At 66.7% G+C, this 20,705-nt stretch carries 19 protein-coding genes; 14 read left to right on the top strand and 5 right to left on the bottom strand.

Going from position 1 to position 20,705, the window contains the following annotated elements:
• Positions 1–64: 64 nt before the first annotated feature.
• The 5 genes from DWA33_RS10865 to DWA33_RS10845 all read left to right on the top strand — a co-directional run bounded on the left by DWA33_RS10865 (position 65) and on the right by DWA33_RS10845 (position 4,735).
• The gene (locus tag DWA33_RS10865; RefSeq protein WP_114358284.1) at positions 65–685 is read left to right on the top strand and encodes a 2-hydroxychromene-2-carboxylate isomerase; all 621 of its coding nucleotides are present in this window, start codon (positions 65–67) and stop codon (positions 683–685) included.
• A complete protein-coding gene (locus tag DWA33_RS10860) occupies positions 685–1,659 on the top strand; it encodes an NADPH:quinone oxidoreductase family protein (protein ID WP_114358115.1) in 975 nt (324 codons plus the stop codon). The genes DWA33_RS10865 and DWA33_RS10860 overlap by 1 nt, the downstream gene beginning before the upstream one ends.
• Before the next feature lie 91 nt (positions 1,660–1,750).
• On the top strand, positions 1,751–2,218 hold the full coding sequence (locus tag DWA33_RS10855) for a MaoC family dehydratase (RefSeq protein ID WP_114358114.1): 468 nt from the start codon (positions 1,751–1,753) through the stop codon (positions 2,216–2,218).
• 18 nt (positions 2,219–2,236) lie between these two features.
• Positions 2,237–3,154 carry an SDR family NAD(P)-dependent oxidoreductase gene (locus DWA33_RS10850; RefSeq protein ID WP_114358113.1) on the top strand — a complete coding sequence of 306 codons (918 nt, stop codon included), beginning with the start codon at positions 2,237–2,239 and terminating at the stop codon, positions 3,152–3,154.
• A 351-nt stretch (positions 3,155–3,505) separates the two neighbouring features.
• Positions 3,506–4,735: a BaiN/RdsA family NAD(P)/FAD-dependent oxidoreductase gene (locus DWA33_RS10845; protein WP_114358112.1), complete on the top strand. Its 1,230-nt coding sequence runs from the start codon at positions 3,506–3,508 to the stop codon at positions 4,733–4,735.
• A 115-nt stretch (positions 4,736–4,850) separates the two neighbouring features.
• Here the strand turns inward: DWA33_RS10845 and DWA33_RS10840 are convergent, their stop codons facing one another.
• From DWA33_RS10840 to DWA33_RS10830, 3 genes are all read right to left on the bottom strand, one after another.
• The gene (locus DWA33_RS10840; RefSeq protein WP_114358111.1) at positions 4,851–5,933 is read right to left on the bottom strand and encodes a D-TA family PLP-dependent enzyme; all 1,083 of its coding nucleotides are present in this window, start codon (positions 5,931–5,933) and stop codon (positions 4,851–4,853) included.
• A 180-nt stretch (positions 5,934–6,113) separates the two neighbouring features.
• Positions 6,114–7,931: an ABC-F family ATP-binding cassette domain-containing protein gene (locus DWA33_RS10835; protein WP_114358110.1), complete on the bottom strand. Its 1,818-nt coding sequence runs from the start codon at positions 7,929–7,931 to the stop codon at positions 6,114–6,116.
• 8 nt (positions 7,932–7,939) lie between these two features.
• Entirely contained in the window at positions 7,940–8,416 is a 477-nt protein-coding gene (locus DWA33_RS10830) for a YaiI/YqxD family protein (protein ID WP_114358283.1), read from the bottom strand.
• A 102-nt stretch (positions 8,417–8,518) separates the two neighbouring features.
• On the opposite strand from DWA33_RS10830, the gene DWA33_RS10825 reads away from it, so the two are divergent.
• A complete protein-coding gene (locus DWA33_RS10825; RefSeq protein ID WP_114358109.1) occupies positions 8,519–9,319 on the top strand; it encodes a hotdog family protein in 801 nt (266 codons plus the stop codon).
• A 192-nt stretch (positions 9,320–9,511) separates the two neighbouring features.
• Entirely contained in the window at positions 9,512–10,726 is a 1,215-nt protein-coding gene (locus DWA33_RS10820) for an ABC transporter substrate-binding protein (RefSeq protein ID WP_114358108.1), read from the top strand.
• Between the two features lie 244 nt (positions 10,727–10,970).
• Here DWA33_RS10820 and DWA33_RS10815 read toward each other — a convergent pair whose 3' ends face one another.
• Positions 10,971–13,358 (bottom strand): xanthine dehydrogenase family protein molybdopterin-binding subunit, encoded by a 2,388-nt coding sequence (locus DWA33_RS10815; RefSeq protein ID WP_114358107.1) that lies wholly within the window; start codon positions 13,356–13,358, stop codon positions 10,971–10,973.
• A 239-nt stretch (positions 13,359–13,597) separates the two neighbouring features.
• Between DWA33_RS10815 and DWA33_RS10810 the strand changes: the two genes are divergently transcribed.
• From DWA33_RS10810 to DWA33_RS25175, 3 genes are all read left to right on the top strand, one after another.
• Positions 13,598–14,665: a Ppx/GppA phosphatase family protein gene (locus DWA33_RS10810; protein ID WP_114358106.1), complete on the top strand. Its 1,068-nt coding sequence runs from the start codon at positions 13,598–13,600 to the stop codon at positions 14,663–14,665.
• A gap of 72 nt (positions 14,666–14,737) precedes the next feature.
• On the top strand, positions 14,738–15,451 hold the full coding sequence (locus DWA33_RS10805) for an RlmE family RNA methyltransferase (RefSeq protein WP_114358105.1): 714 nt from the start codon (positions 14,738–14,740) through the stop codon (positions 15,449–15,451).
• Positions 15,452–15,616: 165 nt separating this feature from the next.
• On the top strand, positions 15,617–15,793 hold the full coding sequence (locus DWA33_RS25175) for a hypothetical protein (RefSeq protein WP_167443183.1): 177 nt from the start codon (positions 15,617–15,619) through the stop codon (positions 15,791–15,793).
• A gap of 27 nt (positions 15,794–15,820) precedes the next feature.
• Here the strand turns inward: DWA33_RS25175 and DWA33_RS10800 are convergent, their stop codons facing one another.
• On the bottom strand, positions 15,821–17,293 hold the full coding sequence (locus DWA33_RS10800) for an MFS transporter (RefSeq protein ID WP_114358104.1): 1,473 nt from the start codon (positions 17,291–17,293) through the stop codon (positions 15,821–15,823).
• Between the two features lie 191 nt (positions 17,294–17,484).
• Between DWA33_RS10800 and DWA33_RS10795 the strand changes: the two genes are divergently transcribed.
• From DWA33_RS10795 to guaB, 4 genes are all read left to right on the top strand, one after another.
• A complete protein-coding gene (locus DWA33_RS10795) occupies positions 17,485–17,733 on the top strand; it encodes a hypothetical protein (RefSeq protein ID WP_114358103.1) in 249 nt (82 codons plus the stop codon).
• A gap of 75 nt (positions 17,734–17,808) precedes the next feature.
• On the top strand, positions 17,809–18,129 hold the full coding sequence (locus tag DWA33_RS10790; RefSeq protein WP_114358102.1) for a hypothetical protein: 321 nt from the start codon (positions 17,809–17,811) through the stop codon (positions 18,127–18,129).
• Complete coding sequence (locus DWA33_RS10785; RefSeq protein WP_114358101.1) at positions 18,113–18,778, top strand: nucleotidyl transferase AbiEii/AbiGii toxin family protein; 666 nt, start codon at positions 18,113–18,115, stop codon at positions 18,776–18,778. The genes DWA33_RS10790 and DWA33_RS10785 overlap by 17 nt, the downstream gene beginning before the upstream one ends.
• Before the next feature lie 189 nt (positions 18,779–18,967).
• A complete protein-coding gene (guaB, locus tag DWA33_RS10780; protein WP_114358282.1) occupies positions 18,968–20,464 on the top strand; it encodes an IMP dehydrogenase in 1,497 nt (498 codons plus the stop codon).
• Positions 20,465–20,705: the final 241 nt, after the last annotated feature.

Below are 20,705 nucleotides of genomic sequence, written 5' to 3'. Positions count from 1 at the left end.
ATCACCATCACAACCGACGATGACTACGAAGACAAATAACAACAACCAAGAAAAGGAAACGCCGATGCTCGAATTCTTCTTCGACTGCTCCAGTCCCTGGACCTATCTCGCCTTCCACAACATCCAGCCGCTGGCGAAAGAGATGGGCGAGGAGATTTCGTGGCGGCCGATCCTGGTCGGCGGCATCTTCAACTCGGTCAATCCGAGCGTGTACGAATCGCGCAAGACGCCGGTGCCGCTGAAGGCGCGCTACATGGTCAAGGATCTGTCGGATTGGGCGCGCTCGGCGGGCCTTCCGATCAAGATGCCGCCCAGCGTGTTTCCGGTGAACAGCGTCAAGGCGATGCGCGGCTGTCTGTGGCTGCTGCGCGACAAGCCCGACGCGATGGTGCCGTTCGCCACCGCGGTGTTCGAAGCCTATTGGGGCGACGACCAGGACATCTCCAAGGACGAGGTGCTGAGCGCGATCTGCACCCGGTGCGGCCTCGACCCGAAGGCGTTGTTCGCCGGAATCGCCGAGCAGAGCATCAAGGATCAGCTCAAGGACAACACCGAGGAGGTGATCGCGCGCGGCGGCTTCGGCTCGCCGACGATCTTCGTTGACAAGACCGACATGTATTTCGGCAACGACCGGCTGCCGCTGGTGCGCGAGGCGCTGGCGCGGCGCAAGGCGGGTGTCGCCTGATGCCGAAGGCTGTGGTGTGCCGCGAACTCGGCCCTCCCGAGTCGCTGCGGCTTGAAGAGATCGACCGCAAGGCGTTGAAGCCGGGCGAGGTGCGGGTCGCGATCCGCGCCGCCGGCATCAACTTCCCCGACATCCTGATGTGCGCCGGCGAGTATCAGCTCAAGCCGGAGCTGCCGTTCATTCCCGGGATGGAGGCGGCGGGCGAGATCATCGAGCTCGGCGCCGATGTCACCGGCGTCAAGCTCGGCGATCGCGTCATCGTCAAGCTGCGGTTCGGCGCTTATGCCGAAGAGGTGGTGGCTGCCGCCTCACAGCTCACGCCGGCGCCGGCGAATTTCGACTTCGCCGAAGCTGCGACTTATCTGGCCGGCCACGGCACCGCCTGGCACGGGCTGGTCGAACGCGGCCAGCTTCAGCCGGGCGAAGTGCTGCTGGTGCACGGCGCCGGTGGCGGCGTCGGGCTCGCGGCGGTGGAGGTCGGCAAATATCTCGGCGCCACCGTGATCGCGGCGGCGTCGAGCGAAGAGAAGCTCGCGGTGGCGCGGCAGCGCGGCGCCGACCACGGCATCCTGTATGGGGCCGAGCCGTTCCGGGATGCGGTCAAGCGCATCACCGACGGCCGCGGCGCCGACGTGGTGTTCGATCCGGTCGGCGGCCAGATCTTCGAAGACAGCGTGCGCTGTATCAATTGGGGCGCGCGGCTGCTGGTGGTCGGCTTCACCGGCGGCATCGGGCTCGCCCGCACCAATCTGATCCTGATGAAGGGCGCATCCGTGATCGGCGTGCGCGCCGGCGAGGCGGTTCGGCGCGATCCGGTTCGCGGCGAGCAGCGAACCGCCAAGCTGCTCGAACTCGCCGCCAAGGGCGTGCTGCGGCCGAACATCTCGCACCGCGTGCCGCTGACCGAATGGGCGCGCGGCATGCGGCTGCTGATCGACCGCAAGGCGATCGGCCGGGTCGCGCTACTCCCGTAACGCGGAATTTTCGGCGCCCGCGGCGAGCGAAGATTTCGCTTGGCGCGGGTTTCGCGATGTGGAATGTGCAGCGCGAAACAACGAGGTTGGAATGACCACTGAACTGGAACTCGACGCCTATATGAAGCTGGTCGGCACCGAGATCGGGGTGTCGGAATGGCACGTGGTCGATCAGAAGCGGATCGATCAGTTCGCCGACTGCACCGAGGATTGGCAGTTCATCCACGTCGATCCCGTGCGCGCCGCGCGCGAGACGCCGTTCGGCACCACCATCGCCCACGGCTTCCTGACGCTGTCGATGCTGAGCGTGTTCTCCTACGAGGCGATGCCGCGCATCAAGGGCGTCACCATGGGCGTCAATTACGGCTTCGACCGGCTGCGCTTCATTTCGCCGGTGAAGGCGGGCTCGCGCGTGCGCGGCCGCTTCATGCTGGCGGAAGCCACTATGCGCAAGCCGGGCGAATTGTTGTCGCGTACCAGCGTCAACGTCGAAATCGAGGGCGAGAAGCGCTCGGCACTGGTCGCCGACTGGCTCGGCCTGATCTACTTCGAACAATAATCCGGGGAAACAACACATATGGCTATCAGGTTCGACGGACGCGTCGCCATCGTCACCGGCGCGGGCAATGGTCTCGGCCGCGCGCATGCGCTGGGTCTCGCGGCGCTCGGCGCCAAGGTGGTGGTGAACGATTTCGGCGGCGCGCGTGACGGCACCGGCGGTTCGATGACCGCGGCCGAGACCGTGGTCGAAGAGATCAGGAAGGCCGGCGGCACTGCGATGGCCGACGGCGCCGACGTGTCCAACTACGAACAGGTCCAGGCGATGGTCGCCAAGGCGACCAAGGAGTGGGGCAGCGTCGATCTGTTGGTCGCCAACGCCGGCATCCTGCGCGACAAATCGTTCGGCAAGATGGAGCTGAGCGATTTCCAGAAGGTGATCGACGTGCATCTGGCCGGCACATTCTATTGCTGCAAGGCGGTGTGGGACGGCATGAAGGAGCGGGGCTACGGCCGCATCGTGCTGACCACCTCGTCTTCGGGCATGTTCGGCAATTTCGGCCAGGCCAACTACGGCGCCGCGAAGGCCGGCATCGTCGGGCTGATGAACGTGCTGGCGCAGGAAGGCCGCAAGACCGACATCCGCGTCAACACCGTGTCGCCGACCGCCGCGACCCGCATGACCGAAGAGCTGCTGCCGCCGCAGGCGCTGGCCCTGATGAAGCCGGAGGCGATCACGCCCGCGGTGCTGTTCCTGCTCAGCGACAACGCGCCGACCCGCACCACGCTCGGCGCCGGTGCCGGCTCGTTCGCGCAGATCAAGATCATCGAGACCGAAGGCATCAATCTGCCGGAGGAGGAGTGGACCCCCGACGCGATCGCCGCCCATTTCGCCGAGATCAGCGACGACTCCAAGGCCCAGGCGCTGGAAGGCGCGTTCCAGCAGACGCAGAAATACGTCGCGCAGGCCGCCGCAAGGCTCGGCATCAAGATGTAAGGCGGTCGTCATTCCGGGGCGCGCCGAAGGCGCGAACCGGAAATCTTAGAGTCGCAGAACTTGTCGAGGTTCCGGGTTCGCTCGCTGACGCGAGCGCCCCGGAACGACGTGCTTGGGGCGAAGCCTCTCCACGAGTCATTCCGGGGCACGCCGAAGGCGTGAACCCGGAATCTCTGAGTCGCAGCGAGGTTCCGGGTTCGCTCGCTGGCGCGAGCGCCCCGGAACGACGTGGTTGGGGTGAAGCCTCTCCACGAGTCATTCCGGGGCACGCCGAAGGCGTGAACCCGGAATCTCTGCCCCTGTCCGGGTTGGTGTATAAGCGCCGGATGATTTCCACCGGACCCAGCCGTCGTGGCTGACATCATCGACATCGACGCCGCCGTGATCGGCGCCGGCCCGGCCGGGCTGATGGCGGCCGAGCAATTGGCGCAGGCGGGCGCGCGCGTCACCGTGTTCGACGGCATGGGCGCGCCGGCGCGGAAGTTTCTGCTGGCCGGGCGCGGCGGCCTCAATCTGACGCACAGCGAAGCGATGCCGGAGTTCCTGACGCGCTACGGCGCCGCGCAGGCGCGGCTGACGCCGGCGATCGAGGCGTTCGGGCCGCAGCAACTGCGCGCCTGGGCGGATGATCTCGGCCAGCCGACCTTCGTCGGCTCCAGCGGCCGGGTGTTTCCGGTCGCGATGAAGGCCTCGCCGCTGCTGCGCGCCTGGCTGCGCCGGCTCGATGCGCAGGGCGTGCAGCTTCGCCTAAGGCATCGCTGGACCGGATGGGACGGCGAGGGACGGCTGTCGTTCGACACAGCGGACGGCCCGCGCAGCATCGCGGCGCGGGCGACGGTGTTGGCGCTCGGCGGCGCGAGCTGGCCGCGGCTCGGTTCGGATGGGAGCTGGAGCGATCTGCTCGCCGCGAAGGGCATCACGATCGCGCCGCTCCAGCCGGCGAATTGCGGCTTCGTCGCCGCGTGGTCGGCGCTGTTCGCGGACAAGTATCAGGGCGCGCCGCTGAAGAATGTGGCGCTGTCGTTCGGCACACGCACCGTGCGCGGCGAGGCGGTGATCACCCGCGACGGCATCGAAGGCGGCGCGATCTACGCGATTTCAGCGGCTCTGCGTGATGCGATCCTGGCGGAGGGCGAAGCGAGGTTGTCGATCGCGCTGCGGCCGGATCTCAGCACAGATGACCTCGCCGCGCGACTAACCAAGCCGAAGGGCAGGCAATCGCTGTCGACTTATTTGCGCAAGGCGGTGGGGCTGCCGCCGGCCGGCATCGGGCTGTTGCAGGAGGCGGCGCACGCATCCGGCGTCGCGCTCGCTGCGCTGCCGCCTGCCGAACTCGCCGCGCTGATCAACGCCGTGCCGGTGCGTCTGGTCGGCACCGCGCCGATCGCCAGGGCGATCTCGACCGCCGGCGGCATCGCGTGGGGCGAGATCGATGCGGACTACATGCTGCGCAAACTGCCCGGCGTGTTCGCCGCCGGCGAAATGCTCGACTGGGAAGCGCCGACCGGCGGCTATCTGCTCACCGCCTGCTTTGCGACGGGGTGGGCGGCTGGGCAGGGCGCGGCGAAATATCTGGGGTGACGAATTTCCGTCATGGCGAGGGCATGACCTCTCCGCGAGTCATTCCGGGGCTCGCGCAGCTTCGCTGCGCGCCCCGGAATGACGAACGCTGAGGTGTTACTTCGTCTTTGCGTTGTTACTTCAGCTTCCCCCGCGCCGCGACCGGAAGCGGTCCCAGAATCTCCTCGCCGCGTACCATCACCACCTCGTCGACCATGTTGACGACGACGCAGACGTGGTTGGGGATGATCCGCACGACGTCGCCGACGTTCGGACGGGAGTTGCTGCGGGACAGGTCGAGGAAGCCGTGTTCCTCTGCGAATTTGGCGATGCGCGCTTCGGGGTGATCGATGATCAGGCCGTAGCCGTCGAGGCCGCCGCCGGGGTCGGAGGTCAGGGTCTTGGATCCCGCATCGAGGATGCCGCGCTCCGGGCCGGCGCGGCTGACCACGGTGGAATACACCGTCAGCGCGCAATCGTTCCAAGAGGCGACGCCGGCGGCGACCTGCATGCGGTCGTTGTAGATGTAGGTGCCGGGGCGATGCTCGGTGGCTCCCTTCAACTGGCCGAGGTTCTTCAGGTTCGGCGAGCCGCCGGTCGAGACCATCGCGGCTTCGAGGCCGTGGGCACGCACCCCGGCCAGCGCCTCGTCGAAGAAGCGCTGCGCCCGCGGCCAGTCGTCCTCGGTCGGATAAAGCATGAAGCCCTTGAAGCTCAGCCCTTCCGACGCCGCGATCATCCGCGCCAGTGCCACCGCTTCGGCCGGGGTCTCGACGCCGGCGCGCTGACGGCCGGTGTCGCATTCGATCACGACGCCGAGCGGTTTGCCGGCGCGGGCCGCGGCGGCGGGCAGGCCGGCGATCACCACCGCGTTGTCGGCCGCGACGGTCATCGCGGCGCGTTCGTGCAGTGCGCCGAGCCGCGCGATCTTTTCCTCGCCGATCAGATTGTAGCTGATCAGGATGTCGTCGATGCCGGCATCGGCCATCACTTCGGCCTCGCCGAGCTTCTGGCAGGTGATGCCGCGGGCACCGGCCTCGATCTGCATCCTGGCGAGCAGCGGCGATTTGTGGGTCTTGATGTGCGGCCGGTTGGCGACGCCCGCGGCATCGCACATCGCCTGGATGCGTGCGATGTTGTGTTCGACCCGGTCCATGTCGATCACCAGCGCCGGCGTGCCGACTTCGCGGGCGATTTTGGCGGCGAGTGGCGTGGTCATGGGCGGGCTCCGGGGGTGAAGCATATGGCAACGGTGGGCCCTCATGGTGAGGAGCGCAGCGAAGCTGCGCGTCTCGAACCATGAGTTGGTGTGGCTCATCCTTCGAGACGCACCGCTGCGCCCTCCGGGCTACGCGGTGCTTCCTCAGGATGAGGGCGGTGCGTGTGGCGCGTGCGCGTCTCACGCGCTCTCGATCTCTTCGCGCAGCATTTCGAGTTCGAGCCAGCGATGCTCGGCGGCCTGATGCTCGTCGTGCGCCTTGGCCATCGCGGCCGAGATCTTGTCGAATTTGGCGCGGTCCTTGGCGTAGAGCTGCGGATCGTCGAGCTGCTTCTGCAGGTTTGCGATCTCGGCTTCCAGCTTGGCGATGGTCTTGGGCAGCGTTTCCAGCGCGTGCTTCTCGTTGAAGCTCAGCTTGCGCTTCGGCGCCGGTGCGGCGGCGGGCGAGGGCGCGGCCTTCGCGGCGGCCGGCTCGGGCGCCGCGGCCTTGGCCGGCTGCCGCGTCAGATCGGCGCCGCGCTGCGCCAGCATGTCGGAATAGCCGCCGGCATATTCGATCCATTTGCCGCCACCGTCCGGCGCGATCACCGAGGTGACGACGCGGTCGAGGAAGTCGCGGTCGTGGCTGATCAGGATCACCGTGCCGTCGTAATCGCCGAGCATCTCCTCGAGCACGTCGAGGGTTTCGAGGTCGAGGTCGTTGGTCGGCTCGTCGAGCACCAACAGGTTCGACGGTTTCGCCAGCGAGCGCGCCAGCATCAGCCGGCCGCGCTCACCGCCGGACAGCGCCTCCAGCGGCGTGCGCGCCTGCTCCTGGGTGAACAGGAAGTCCTTCATGTAGCCGATGACGTGGCGCGGTTTGCCGCCGACCATCACCTGGTCGCCGCGGCCGCCGGTCAGCGCGTCGGACAGCGTCGTTTTCGCGTCCAGGCTGTCGCGGCTCTGGTCGAGCGTGGCGATCTCCAGATTGGTGCCGAGCCGCACCGTGCCGCTGTCGGGCGCGATCGCGCCGGTCAGCAGACTGATCAGCGTGGTCTTGCCGGCGCCGTTCGGGCCGACGATGCCCACGCGGTCGCCGCGATTGATCCGGATCGAGAAGCCGTCGACGATCGGCCGGTCGCCCCAGGCCTTGGTGATCGCTTTCGCTTCGATCACCAGCTTGCCGGACTTGTCGGCCTCGGCCGCGGCGAGCGAGGCAGCACCCGTGGGCCCGCGATAGTCGCGGCGCTGGGCGCGCAATTCCTGCAGGCCGGCGAGCCGCTTGACGTTGCGCTTGCGGCGGCCGGAGACGCCGTAGCGCAGCCAGTGCTCTTCCATCACGATCTTGCGGTCGAGCTTGTGCTGATCGCGTTCTTCCTCGGCCAGCACGTCGTCGCGCCAGCTTTCGAATTGCGAGAAGCCGCGGTCTATCTGGCGGATCACGCCGCGGTCGAGCCAGGCGGTGGAGCGCGACAGATTGCTGAGGAAGCGGCGATCGTGGCTGATCATCACGATCGCGCCTCTGCGCTGGGCGAGATCGTTTTCCAGCCATTCGATCGTGGTCAGGTCGAGATGATTGGTCGGCTCGTCGAGCAGCAGGATGTCGGGATCGGGCGCGAGAATCCGCGCCAGCGCCGCGCGCCGGGCCTCGCCGCCGGAGAGATTGGCCGGGTTCTCGTCGCCGTGCAGGCCGAGCTGTTCCAGTAAGTACGCGGCCTGATAGTGTTCGTCGCCCGGCGCGAGCCCGGCCTCGACGTAAGCCAGCGTGGTGGCGAAGCCGTCGAAATCCGGCTCCTGCGGCAGATAGCGCACGGTGGCGCCGGGCTGCACGAAGCGGTTGCCGCGGTCCGGCTCGATCAGGCCGGCGACGATCTTCAAAAGCGTCGACTTGCCGGAGCCGTTGCGGCCGATCAGGCACAGCCGGTCGCCGGCCGAGACCGCGAGTTCGACGCCGTCGAACAGCGCGGCGCCGCCGAAGGTCAGCGCGATGTCTTTCAGTTGGATCAGCGGCGGCGCCATGGTTCGTCTCAGTTCTGGTCGGTGCGGCGGCGCGCGATCCGGCGGATCGCGCTGTCGAGCGCCGAGAGAAAGGTGGAGCGGTCGCGCGGCGAAAACGCGCGCGGGCCGCCGGTGATCTCGCCGGTCGAGCGCAGATCGGTCATCAGATTGCGCACCGCCAGCGTCATGCCGATGGACTGTTCGGAGAACGGCTTGCCGTTCGGTGCCAGCACCTCGGCGCCGGCCTTGACGCAGCGGCTCGCCAGCGGAACGTCGGCGGTGACCACGATATCGCCCGGTTTGACCCGCTCCGCAATCCAGTCGTCGGCCGCGTCCATCCCGGAACCGGCGGCGACGCGCTCGATCAGCGGATGCTGCGGCACCCGGATGAAGCCGCCCGCCACCACCGTCACCGGAAGATGGTGCCGCTCGGCCACTTTGTACACCTCGTCCTTCACCGGACAGGCGTCGGCGTCGACATAGATGCGGGTGAGGGCTTCGGTCATCGGACGGTTTCGGTCCTTCTGCGGCGGTCTTGCGTTGCCGGCGCAGTGGCGTAGCATCGCCGGCAACGATCGCCAACAAGATCGGGCAAACCGGGAGACACCATGGCCGCATCGCTTGCGCCCTGGCGCGTCAGCGCCTTCAACACCGCCAAACAATCCGAAAACAAGATGCACGACGACACCGTGGCCCGCCGCTTCGGCTTTTCCGGCGGCTTGGTGCCCGGGGTCGAGGTGATGGCCTACATGATGCATCTGCCGATTGCGCGCTGGGGCCGGGATTTCCTGGAGCGCGGGCTGATCGAGGCGCGGTTCGTGAGGCCGGTGTACGATGGCGAGACCGCGACGGTGACGGGCGAGGAGCAGGGCGAGGGCGTTGCGCTCGTAGTCGAAAGCCGCGGCGAATTGTGTGCCACCGGTAGCGCATCACTGCCGGCGCGGGCCCCGACGTTCGATCTGTCCGCGTATCCGGAGACCGCGGCGGCAGCGAATCGGCCGCCGGTGGATGCATCGTCGTTTCCGCTCGGCCAGTGGCTCGGCACAACGCCGGTGAGCTGGGGCGGGGCGAAGCTGCGCGCGTATCTCGATGAGATCCGCGAGACCGATCCAATCTATCAAAGCGATGAGCTGATCCATCCCGGCACGCTGCAGCGGATCATGAACCGCGTGCTGGTCGACAATGTCATGCTCGGGCCGTGGATTCACGTCGGCTCGAAGATGCAGTTGCTCGCCGCCGCGCGCGGCGACGACGTTCTCACTGCACGCGCCAAGGTGGTCGCCAACTACGACAAGAAGGGCCACCGCTTCGCCGAGTTCGACGCGCTGATCGTGGCCAATGGCGATCGGCCGGTCGCGCATTGTCACCACGTCGCGATCTTCGCACCGCGGCAGCAGGCGGCCGCGTAGCGCACGCAAATTCCGCCGGACGGACGTGCGCGTCATTGCGTGCGACGTTCTGCCTCTCTCGCCTTGTGGGCAGGCGCAGCGACAATGAAGATCACCGAGCGAGGATAGGAGGGCGGGGGCACATCGATTCATGCGCGCGGCCGGCGACAAGGCCGAACTGACAAACAAATCAAAAAATATCCCGGAGGAAACATGACACTCGTTCAACGGACGGCAGCGCTGCTGCTCGCCGCACCGCTGCTGCTGGGCGCGCCCGCATGGGCGCAGCAACAGGGGCCGGTGAAGATCGGTCTGCTCGGCGACTTCCAGTCGGTGTATTCGGACATCGGGGGTCAGGGCAACGTCGAGGCCGCCAAGATGGCGATCGAGGAGATGGGCGGCACGATGTTCGGCCAGCCGATCGAATTCATCTCGGCGGACGTGCAGAACAAGCCCGACATCGCTGCGTCGCTGGCGCGCAAGTGGTACGAGAACGAAAACGTCGACATGATCGTCGATCTGCCGACCTCGGCCACCGCGCTCGCCGCGATGGAGATGAGCAAGAAGTTCGAGAAGATCATGATCGTCACCGACGCGGCGTCGTCGGACATCACCGGCAAGTCGTGCTCCCCCTACACCGCGCACTGGACCTACGACACCTATTCCAACGCCCACACCGTCGGCTCGGCGATCGTCAAGAACGGCGGCGACACCTGGTTCTTCATCACCGCGGACTATCTGTTCGGTCACTCGATCGAACGCGACACCGGCGAGGTGGTGAAGGCGGCCGGGGGCAAGATCCTTGGCAGCGCGCGGCATCCCTTGAACAACGCCGATTTCTCGTCGTTCTTGCTGCAGGCGCAGTCGTCCAAGGCCAAGATCATCGGCATGGCCAATGGCGGCGGCGACACCATCAACACCATCAAGCAGGCTGCGGAATTCGGCATCGTCACCGGCGGCCAGAAGCTCGCCGGCATCGTGATGTTCATCTCCGACATCCATAGCTTAGGGTTGAAGATGGCCAATGGCCTGATCATCACCGAGGCGTATTATTGGGACCTCAACGACCGCACCCGCGCGTTCGGCAAGAAATTCTACGAACGCACCAAGCGGATGCCGACGATGAACCAAGCCGCGACCTACAGCGCGACGCTGCATTATCTCAAGGCGGTGAAAGCGGCCGGCACCAAGGACACCAAGACGGTGCTGGCGAAGATGCGCGAGATGCCGGTGCGCGATGCCTTCACCGACAACGGGACCTTGCGCGAGGACGGCCGCATGGTGCACTCGATGTTCCTGTTCGAGGTCAAGAAGCCGGAAGAGTCGAAAGCGCCGTGGGACTACTACAAAGTCCTCGCCGAAGTCCCGGGCGACCAGGCCTTCCGTCCGTTGAAAGACGGCGGTTGTCCGCTGGTGAAGGCGGAGTAAGGCGAAGCCCGGTACCACGAAGAGCACCGTCATCCCCCGCGCATGCGGGGGATCCAGTATCCCGGGACGAGGATGTGAATCAGGGCGGGTGCGGCTTGCGCTGCTCACCAAGATCTCGCGCGCTCTGGGATACTGGGTCGCCCGGACGAGCCGGGCGATGACGTTGTGCTTGGAGCAGCGGGTTGCGTAGATGCTCAGCTGTTTGGTTGTTGCGACGGCTGCTACGCGTAGCGGCATCAGCTCCTCACGCGACGCGTCGAGCCGCCGTCTTCGTCTTCGCCTCATGGATCGCCCGCCACACCTTCTCTGGCGTCAGCGGCATGTCGAGGGTCGTCACGTCGTAATCCTTCAGCGCGTCGAGCGCGGCGTTGACGATGGTGGCGAGCGAGCCGGCGCAGCCGGCCTCGCCGCAGCCCTTGGTGCCGAGCGGATTGGTCTTGGCCGGCACCGGGTGATCGCCGACCGTCATCAGCGGGATGTCTTCCGCGCGCGGCAGTGCGTAGTCCTGCAGCGAGCCGGTGATCGGCTGGCCGTCGGCGTTGTACGAGACCTTCTCCATCAGCGCCTGACCGATGCCCTGCGCGACGCCGCCATGCAATTGGCCGGCGACGATCATCGGATTGACGATGGTGCCGAAATCGTTGACCGCGGTATAGCGCACCACGCGGGTGGTTCCGGTGTCCGGATCGATCTCGACCTCGGCGACGTGGCAGCCATTGGGGAAGGCGGAGGGGGCGCCGTCGGCGGTGTGGTCGACGTCGAGCGAGCCCGGCACGCCGTCCGGCAGGTCGGCGCCGCGCAGCCGCTGCGCCAGATCCATGATGCCGATGCTGCGGTCGGTGCCGGCGACGGTGAAGCGGCCACCCTCGAATTCAATGTCGGCTTCGGCGGTCTCAAGCAGATGCGCGGCGGCGATCTTGCCCTTGGCGATCACCTTCTGCGACGCCTCGACGATCGCCATGCCGCTCGCGGTGATCGAGCGCGATCCGCCGGTGCCGTTGCCGGTGTGCACGACGTCGCTGTCGCCCTGTTCGAGCCGGATCCGCTCGAACGGCACGCCGAGAAAAGTGCTCAGCACCTGCGCGAACGGCGTGGCGTGGCCCTGGCCGTAGTCGAGCGTGCCGGTGATCAGCCGCACCGTGCCGTCTTTTTCGAACACGATCTTGCCGAGTTCGGCGCTCGGCGGGGCCGTGACTTCCAGATACGAGCCGACCGCAATGCCGCGCAGCTTGCCGGACTTGCGCGCCTCCTTCTTGCGCTTGGTGAAGCCGTCATAGTCGGACAGTTCCAGCGCCTGCCCGAATACGCCGGCGAAATCGCCGCTGTCGTAGGTGACGCCGGAGCAGGCGGTGAACGGCATCTGCGTCGGCTTGATGAAGTTGCGCTTGCGCAGGGTAAGGCGGTCGATTCCCATCTCGTCGGCGGCGCGATCGATCAGCCGCTCCAGGAAGTAGTTGGCCTCGGGCCGGCCGGCACCGCGATACGCGCCCATCAGCGTGACGTTGGTGACGACGCATTTGATGTCGACGGCAAGCAGCGGCGTGCGATACACGCTGCCGATGTTCTTGCCGGTGTTGAGCGACAGCGGCAGCGGCGCGACGCCGGTGATCTGGGCACCGAGATTGCCGGTGCCGGACAGCCGGATCGCGAGAAAACGGCCGCCGGCATCCAGCGCCAGTTCGGCGCGGATCTGCTGGCCGCGGCCCTGGCTGTCGGACAGGAAACTGGTCGAGCGCTCGTCGGTCCATTTCACCGGACGGCCGAGCGCTTTCGCGGCGTGCAGGATGCAGATGTACTCCGGATAGGAGATGTTCTTCATCCCGAACGAGCCGCCGACCTGGCCGGTCAGCACCCGCACCTTGTCGGCCGCCACGCCGAGCAGCTTGGCGAGCGTGTTGCGGTTGCCGGAGACGCCCTGGGTCGGCAGCTGGATGGTGTAGCGGCCGTTCTGCTGATCGTAGGAAGCGAGCCCGACACGCGGCTCCATCGGCACCGCAGCGACGCGGGTGTTCTCGATATCCAGCGTAGTGACATGCGCGGCCGCGGCGAAGGCTGCGTTCACGGCTGCGGTGTCGCCGAAGTGATAGTCGAGCGCGACGTTATTCTCGATATGATCGTAGAGTTGCGGCGCGCCGGGCTGCAGCGCGGCTTCCGCGTCGGTGACGGCCGGCAGCGGCTCGATGTCGAGCTCGACCGCTTCGGCGGCATCGCGCGCCTGCGCCAGCGTTTTGGCGATGACGCACGCGACCGGATCGCCGACGAAGCGCACCTTGTCGGTGGCCAGCGCGCCGTGATGGGTCTGCTTCAGCGGCGTGCCGTCGCGGCTTTTCAGCGGCAAGCCGGAGCTGAACGGCGCGTAGCCGGCCGCAGTGAGGTCGGCGCCGGTGTAGATCGCGCAGACGCCCGGCATCGCCTTGGCGGCCTCGGTGCCGATGCCGCGGATGATCCCGTGCGGGTGCGGGCTGCGCACCATCACGGCGTAGAATTGGCCCGGCAGGTTGCAGTCGTCGGTGTAGCGGCCCTTGCCGCGCAGCAGGGTTTCGTCCTCTTTGCGCCGGACCGGCTGGCCGACGCCGAATTTGTGCAGCGCGAGGGAGGTGTCGAGCGACGCGTTGGCGGGACGATCCTGCATGAGGCTGATTTCCGGCTTGGGAGGCGTGCGGGACGTGAAAAAGCCGCGTGAGGCGGCTTTTTTGCGCGGGGATGTCAGTGCTGATAGTGCTTAGGGATAACGCAGCCGCCAGCACGCGACAACGCACGAAACCGCATGCTTCGCCCGCAGGTGGGTTGCGCCGTGGCGGTGCGCTGCTAAACTTTCCGTGAATGATGATTACGACGCCGGCCGTGCACGGCCGCGGAAAGACGAGTTTGATGGACGACGAAACGCGGCTTCGCCCGGGCTCGCTGCCGGGGGAGGATCCGCACGTGATCGTTGCGATCGCCGAGGAGGAGCACGCCACTGCGCCGCACGGCGACGGCGTCTACGCTGCGCTCGACCTCGGCACCAACAACTGCCGGCTGCTGATCGCGCGGCCGGCGGGCGACGGCTTTCGCGTGGTCGACTCGTTCTCGCGGATCATCCGGCTCGGGGAGGGCGTCGCCACCACCGGCCGGATCAGCGAGGCGGCGATCGGGCGGGCGATTTCGGCGCTGGCGGTGTGCCGCGACAAGATCGATGCCCGCAAAGCCAAGCGGCAGCGGCTGATCGCGACCGAGGCCTGCCGCGCCGCCAGCAATGCCGACGAGTTTTGTGACAGGGTCGCGCGCGCCACTGGCATCCGGCTGGAGATCATCGATCGCGAGACCGAGGCGCGGCTTGCCGCGACCGGCTGCTCGCCGCTGCTCGATCCGAGCGGCCGCGGCGCGATCCTGTTCGACATCGGCGGCGGTTCCAGCGAGTTGGTACGGATTGCACGTGATCCGGAGCGGCCGGACGTGCCGCCGCGAATTCAGGCGTGGATGTCGGTGCCGCTCGGCGTGGTGACGCTGGCCGAGGCGTTCGGCGGTAAGGTGGTGACGCCGGAGACCTACACGTCGATGGTCGCCGAGGTCGCCAAGCACGTCGCGCCGTTCGCGGCGCAGCACGGCGGCGATCTCGGCCGGATGCACCTGCTCGGCACCTCGGGCACGGTGACGACGCTGGCGGGGCTGTATCTCGATCTGATCCGCTACGATCGGCGGCGGGTCGACGGCATCTGGATGAGTGACGCCGAACTCACCGCCACGGTCGAGAAGCTGCGCAGCATGAGTTATCACGACCGTGCCCATAACCAGTGCATCGGTAACGAACGCGCCGATCTGGTGCTCGCCGGCTGCGCCATCCTCGATGCGGTGCGCGCGGCGTTTCCGATGCCGCGGCTACGGGTCGCCGATCGCGGCCTGCGCGAGGGGATGCTGGTCGAGATGATGCGCGAAGACGGCGTGCTGGGCGCCGCGTAGGGCGGTTCCGCACTGGTTTTTCCGCGCCCGTCTGCTAAGCAGCGGCCTTATCCCTCGATCGCAAGCGAAGCCATGGCCAAGGACACCACCGGACGAATGCGCGTCACCGTCAAGAGCGGCGGCCGTATGAAGCTGTCGTCCAAGCTATGGCTGGAGCGCCAGCTCAACGATCCGTACGTGGCCCAGGCCAAGCGTGACGGCTACCGCTCACGCGCCGCCTACAAGCTGACCGAGATCGACGACAAGTTCCGGCTGCTCAAGCCCGGCATGGCGGTGGTCGACCTCGGCGCCGCCCCCGGCGGCTGGAGCCAGGTCGCCGCCAAGAAGGTCGGCGCCGCCGACGGCCGCGGCAAGGTGGTGGCGATCGATCTTCTGGAGATGGGCGAGGTGCCCGGCGTCACCTTCGCGCAGCTCGACTTCCTCGACCCGTCGGCGCCGGACCGGCTGCGCGCCATGCTCGGCGGCGGCGCCGATCTGGTGATGAGCGACATGGCCGCAAACACCACCGGCCATCGCAAGACCGATCAGCTCCGCATCGTCGGGCTGGTCGAGACCGCGGCGATGTTCGCGGCCGAAGTGCTGAAGCCGGGCGGCGCGTTCCTCGCCAAGGTGTTCCAGAGCGGCGCCGATGCGTCGCTGATGGCCGAGTTGAAGCGCGACTATGCCAGCGTCAAGCACGTCAAGCCGGCCGCGAGCCGCAAGGATTCGTCCGAGCGCTATCTGTTGGCGACCGGATTTCGCGGCGGGGCCGCTCGGAATGAAGCGGCGGCTGGCGAGCCGGGGTGATTGCCGTTCGCATCATCGACCGCTCGCACAACGAGAGCGCTAATTAGTTGCGGCTCGAGCGGCGAATTCATCTGGTGAATTGTTGCTCAAGGTAGCTTTCTACAGAGCGCTTCCTCGTAATTCCCATAGGCTGATCAGCATCCATCGGGCGACTCGGGGAGACCAATGGAGATTCCTACACCGATGTGCCGAGCCTGCGGCGTCGATCGGGAACTGGTCGAGATCGAGCACGCCAACGCATCGTTCGATGTGCCGCATTATCGCTGTCCGATCTGCAACGACACGCTCCGGCTGGCGGTTCGCCACAGCCATCCCCCCGAGCAGGGCGGAAATTTCGGCTGAGGCCGCGCCGGGCGGAAGACGGGCGGTTCAGAGCCGCTGATCGCGCGCGTCCTGCGTTTCCTCCGACGCCGCTTTGGTGGCCGCCGACGCGACGCCCTTCTTGCTGGCGATTGCGATCGCCTTGCAGCCTGAGATCTCGTGGCCGGCATCGTCCGGCATTTGCCAGAAGAAGTACGACGACAATGCCGCCAGGACCGCGACGACGACGAAGGCCGGCCCGAAGTCGTCAGCGCTCAGATCGGTGACGCCGCGCAGCGCCATTGTTGCCTCTACCGAGAATGCGCCGATCGCGACGCCGGCGGAGATCGCAAGCTGCTGGCCGACGCTGACCAGCGTGGTCGCCCGGCTCATCTGCGCCTGCTCGACCTCGGCATAGGCCACGGTGTTGATCGCGGTGAATTGCAGCGAGCGGAAGAAGCCGCCGACCACCAGGATGATCATGATCAGCAGCAGCGGCGTACCCGGGGTGAACAGCGCGCAGGCGGCAAGAAACACCGAGCTGACCACGGCGTTCACCGTCATGATGTTGCGGAAGCCGAAGGTGCGGATGATGCGCGCCGCCAGTGTCTTCATGCCGATCGCACCGACCGCGGAGGCGAAGGTGACCAGACCGGAGTGAAACGGCGACAGGCCGAAGCCGATCTGCATCAATAGCGGCAGCAGGAACGGCAGCGCGCCGATGCCGAGCCGGAACAGGAAGCCCCCGACCAGGCTGGAGCGCAGCGTCGTCAGCCGCAGTAGCGAGAAGTCCAGCACCGGCGCCGCCACCCGGCGCGCATGGAACACGTACAGCGTCATCGCGATCGCGCCGACGCCGATCAGCGCCACCACCACCGTCCACGGCAGCAGGTTCAGACCGGCGACCGACAGCCCGAAGGCGATGCCGGCGACGCCGATCCCGGCCAGCACCAGCCCCCACAGGTCGAACTTCTCAAGATGGTCGCTGCGGATCGGATCGATGTAGCGCAGCGCCATCGCGATACCGATCAGTCCGATCGGGATGTTGATCAGGAAGATCCAATGCCAGGAGAAATACGTGGTGATGAAGCCGCCGAGCGGCGGGCCGATCACCGGGCCGATCAGCGCCGGGACCGTGACCCAGGCCATCGCCCCGACCAGCGCGCTCTTGTCGATCGAGCGCAGCAGGACCAACCGCCCAACAGGAGTCATCATTGCGCCGCCTATGCCCTGGACAATTCGGGCGATGACGAAATCGGTGATTGAGCTCGACAATGCGCAGCCGATCGAGCCGACCATGAACACCGCGATCGCGATCGAGAACACGGTGCGGGCGCCGAACCGGTCGGCGGTCCAGCCCGAGGCTGGAATGAACACCGCGAGCGACAGCAGATATGAGGTGATCGCCAGCTTCAACGTCAGCGGCGAGGTGCCGATATCGGCGGCGATCGCCGGCAGCGAGGTCGCGATCACGGTGGCGTCCATGTTCTCCATGAACAGCGCGGCGGCCACGATCAGCGGGATGACTCGGTCTTTGTTCATGGGAGAATTCGGCGAGAGGAGGGCGCCCGCGCTGTAGCACCGTGTCGCGGCGCCGGCTATTGCGGAGCTTGCGCCGATACTTAAATCCTCCGTGACCGGCGTATGTTCCTCTTAGCGGAATGTGCTCGCGTGGAGCCGTCGGTAGTGACTGTGAGCGGCACCGGGTTTGGTCCCGCAACGGAGACTGGCCGATGATCTATCTGCTCGCCGCGTTCCTGCCGCCGCTCGGCCTGCTGTTCAATGGCCAGCCGCTGTCGGCGGTGTTCAACCTCGTGCTGCTGGTGGTATGCATCGTGCTCGGTCTGATCTTCCAGCCGCTGCTGCTGATCCCGTCGTTTCACGCCCTGATCGCGGTGCGGATGGAGCGCGAAAAACGCATGCACCGCGAGGTTGTCAAGGCCATTCGCGAACACGGCGTCCCGCCAAGCTATCGGCGCTGAGCGCGCCGTCGGCAAAGCGCCTCATGGGCAATGAGAATCGTCGCAAAATCAGCGGTTCCGTGCTAGTCTGCTGCAATGACCGTCGCCCTTCGGATGTCTCCTGATTTTGCGGCCGAGCTGGAGCGGAAGTATTTCTGGTGGGAGGCGATCGGCGCCGCGCCGCGCACGGAGGCCCGCATCCTGGCTCAGGCGATGAGCTTCGCCAATTACGATGAGGTGCGGAGGCTGGAGACTGTGCTGGGTTCCGACGCGCTGGTGGAGGTGATGCTGGCGGCACAGCCGGGTTGGATCGATCCGCGCTCCTGGGAATTCTGGCGGGGCCGCTTGCAGCGGGCGACCGGCCGGTCGATCCCGGACATCCCGCCGCAGAGAAAGTTCGATGCCGGAGACGTTTGAGCCGTGCCTTGAGGTGCTGCCGGAAGCCCAGCGACAGATTTGGCCGCTGCTCGGATTCAGCTCCGGCCTAAACTTCGTGCTGTACGGCGGGACTGCGGTCGCGCTGCATCTCGGCCATCGCGTTTCGGTCGATTTCGACTTCTTCAGTTCCGAGCCTCTCGACAAGCATCAGGTGGGCGCCGCCCTCGATCGACTTCCCAAATCCGACATCGTCCAGGAAGCCAAGGATACGCTGGTGGTCAGGGCGGCGATGCCGGCCGGTGCGGTCAAGTTGGCGTTCTTCGGCGGCCTCAACTTCGGCAGGCTCGCTCCGCCATTGCTGACCGCTGACCATGTGATGCTGGTCGCGTCGCGCCAGGATTTGCTGGCAACCAAGCTGAAGGCGATCTTGGACCGGGCCGAAGCCAAGGATTATCGGGACATCGCGGCGTTGCTGGCGTCGGGCGAGTCGTTGCCCCGGTCGTTGGCGGGCTTTTCGAAGATGTTCGGCCGCGATCCCGCTCTGCCGTTGCGGGCGATAGGCTTCTTTGAGGACGGCGATCTCGCCACGGTACCCGAAGCGGACCGCCGGTTGCTCCGCTCGGCCCGCGATGCCGTCAGCGAAATCCCTGAAATTGCGTTGATTTCCGGCCCATTGGCGGCCGAGTGAGGAATGTCTGGGGAGCGGGGCGGGGCTGTCGGCCTTGCCCCTTTGATTCGTCATATCCGCGTGCTATCGACCACCGCCAACCCTACCGACGGGCTCGATTCGACGGCGCCGCCCCCCAGCGGCGCCGAACGTGCCTCCCGTCCCCGCAAAATCGAGCGCGGCCCTCGGCGCCGCTGAACGGAGTTGGCCATGGCGTCAGTGAGCGCATCCTCGCAATTCATCGAAGCTCTCACCTTCGACGACGTGCTGCTGAAGCCCGGCCTGTCGGACGTGCTGCCGTCCGAGGTCGACATCCGCTCGCGCATCACCCGCGCAATCCCGCTCAACATTCCGATCATCGCCTCGGCGATGGACACCGTCACCGAAGCCCGGATGGCGATCGCGATGGCGCAGGCCGGTGGCCTCGGCGTGATCCATCGCAATTTCGATCCCGAAGGGCAGGCGGCGCAGGTCCGCCAGGTCAAGAAGTTCGAATCCGGCATGGTGGTGAACCCGCTGACCATCAGCCCGGATGCCAAGCTGGCCGACGCGCTGGCGCTGATGAATCAGTACGGCTTCTCCGGCATTCCGGTGGTCACCGGTGCCCAGGGCCACGGCCCCGGCAAGCTGGTCGGCATCCTCACCAACCGTGACGTGCGCTTCGCCACCGATCCGGCGCAGAAGGTCTCGGAGCTGATGACGCACGAGAACCTCGTCACCGTGCGCGAGGGCGTCAGCCAGCAGGAAGCCAAGAAGCTGCTGCATCAGCACCGCATCGAGAAGCTGCTGGTGGTCGACGAGCAGTATCGCTGCGTCGGTCTGATCACCGTCAAGGACATGGAGAAGGCGGTCGCGCATCCACTGGCGTCGAAGGACGCGCAGGGCCGGCTTCGCGTCGCCGCCGCGACCACGGTCGGCGAGGGCGGCTATGAACGCACCGAGCGGCTGATCGAAGCCGGCGTCGACGTCGTGGTGGTCGACACTGCGCATGGCCATTCGGCCCGCGTGCTCGATGCGGTGACACGGATCAAGCGGATCTCCAACGAGGTTCAGGTGATCGCCGGCAATATCGCCACCCGCGACGGAGCTCAGGCGCTGATCGATTCCGGCGCCGACGCCGTCAAGGTCGGCATCGGTCCGGGTTCGATCTGCACGACGCGCATCGTCGCCGGCGTCGGCGTGCCGCAGCTCACCGCGATCATGGACGCAGTCGAGGCCTGCAAGAAGGCCGACGTGCCGGTGATCGCCGACGGCGGCATCAAGTACTCGGGCGACCTCGCCAAGGCGCTCGCTGCCGGCGCCGATATCGCCATGGTCGGCTCGCTGCTGGCCGGCACCGACGAGACCCCCGGCGAAGTGTTCCTGTGGCAGGGCCGCTCCTACAAGGCGTATCGCGGCATGGGCTCGGTCGGCGCGATGGCGCGCGGCTCGGCCGATCGTTACTTCCAGCAGGACATCAAGGACACGCTGAAGCTGGTGCCGGAAGGCATCGAGGGCCAAGTGCCGTACAAGGGCCCGGTCGGCAACGTCGTGCATCAGCTCGCCGGCGGCCTGCGCGCCGCGATGGGTTATGTCGGCGCAAAGGATCTCGGCGAATTCCACACCAAGGCGCAATTCGTCCGCATCACCGGCGCGGGCCTGCGCGAAAGCCACGTCCACGACGTCACCATCACCCGCGAAAGCCCGAACTATCCGGGCGGGGTGTGAGGCGACTGACTTAAGTAACGACCTCTTCACGTAATAACGCCTCTCCACAGTCATTCCGGGGCGCGCGTGAAACGCGCGAACCCGGAATCTGGAGATTGTCGTCGTCTCTGAGGTGCCCCGAGCTGCGAGATTCCTGTATCTGCGATGTGCTGGTGCATAGTCAGCACGACAGAGGCCGCTCGGTAGATTCCCGGCCGATCATCTCGCCGTAACCCGGTGCGGGCGCCTCTGTCGGTGTTGC

Source organism: Rhodopseudomonas pentothenatexigens (assembly GCF_900218015.1).
Classification (GTDB): Bacteria; Pseudomonadota; Alphaproteobacteria; order Rhizobiales; family Xanthobacteraceae; genus Rhodopseudomonas; species Rhodopseudomonas pentothenatexigens.
The sequence above is the reverse complement of the archived record's forward strand: the minus strand, read 5'-3'. Positions and strand labels throughout refer to the sequence as shown.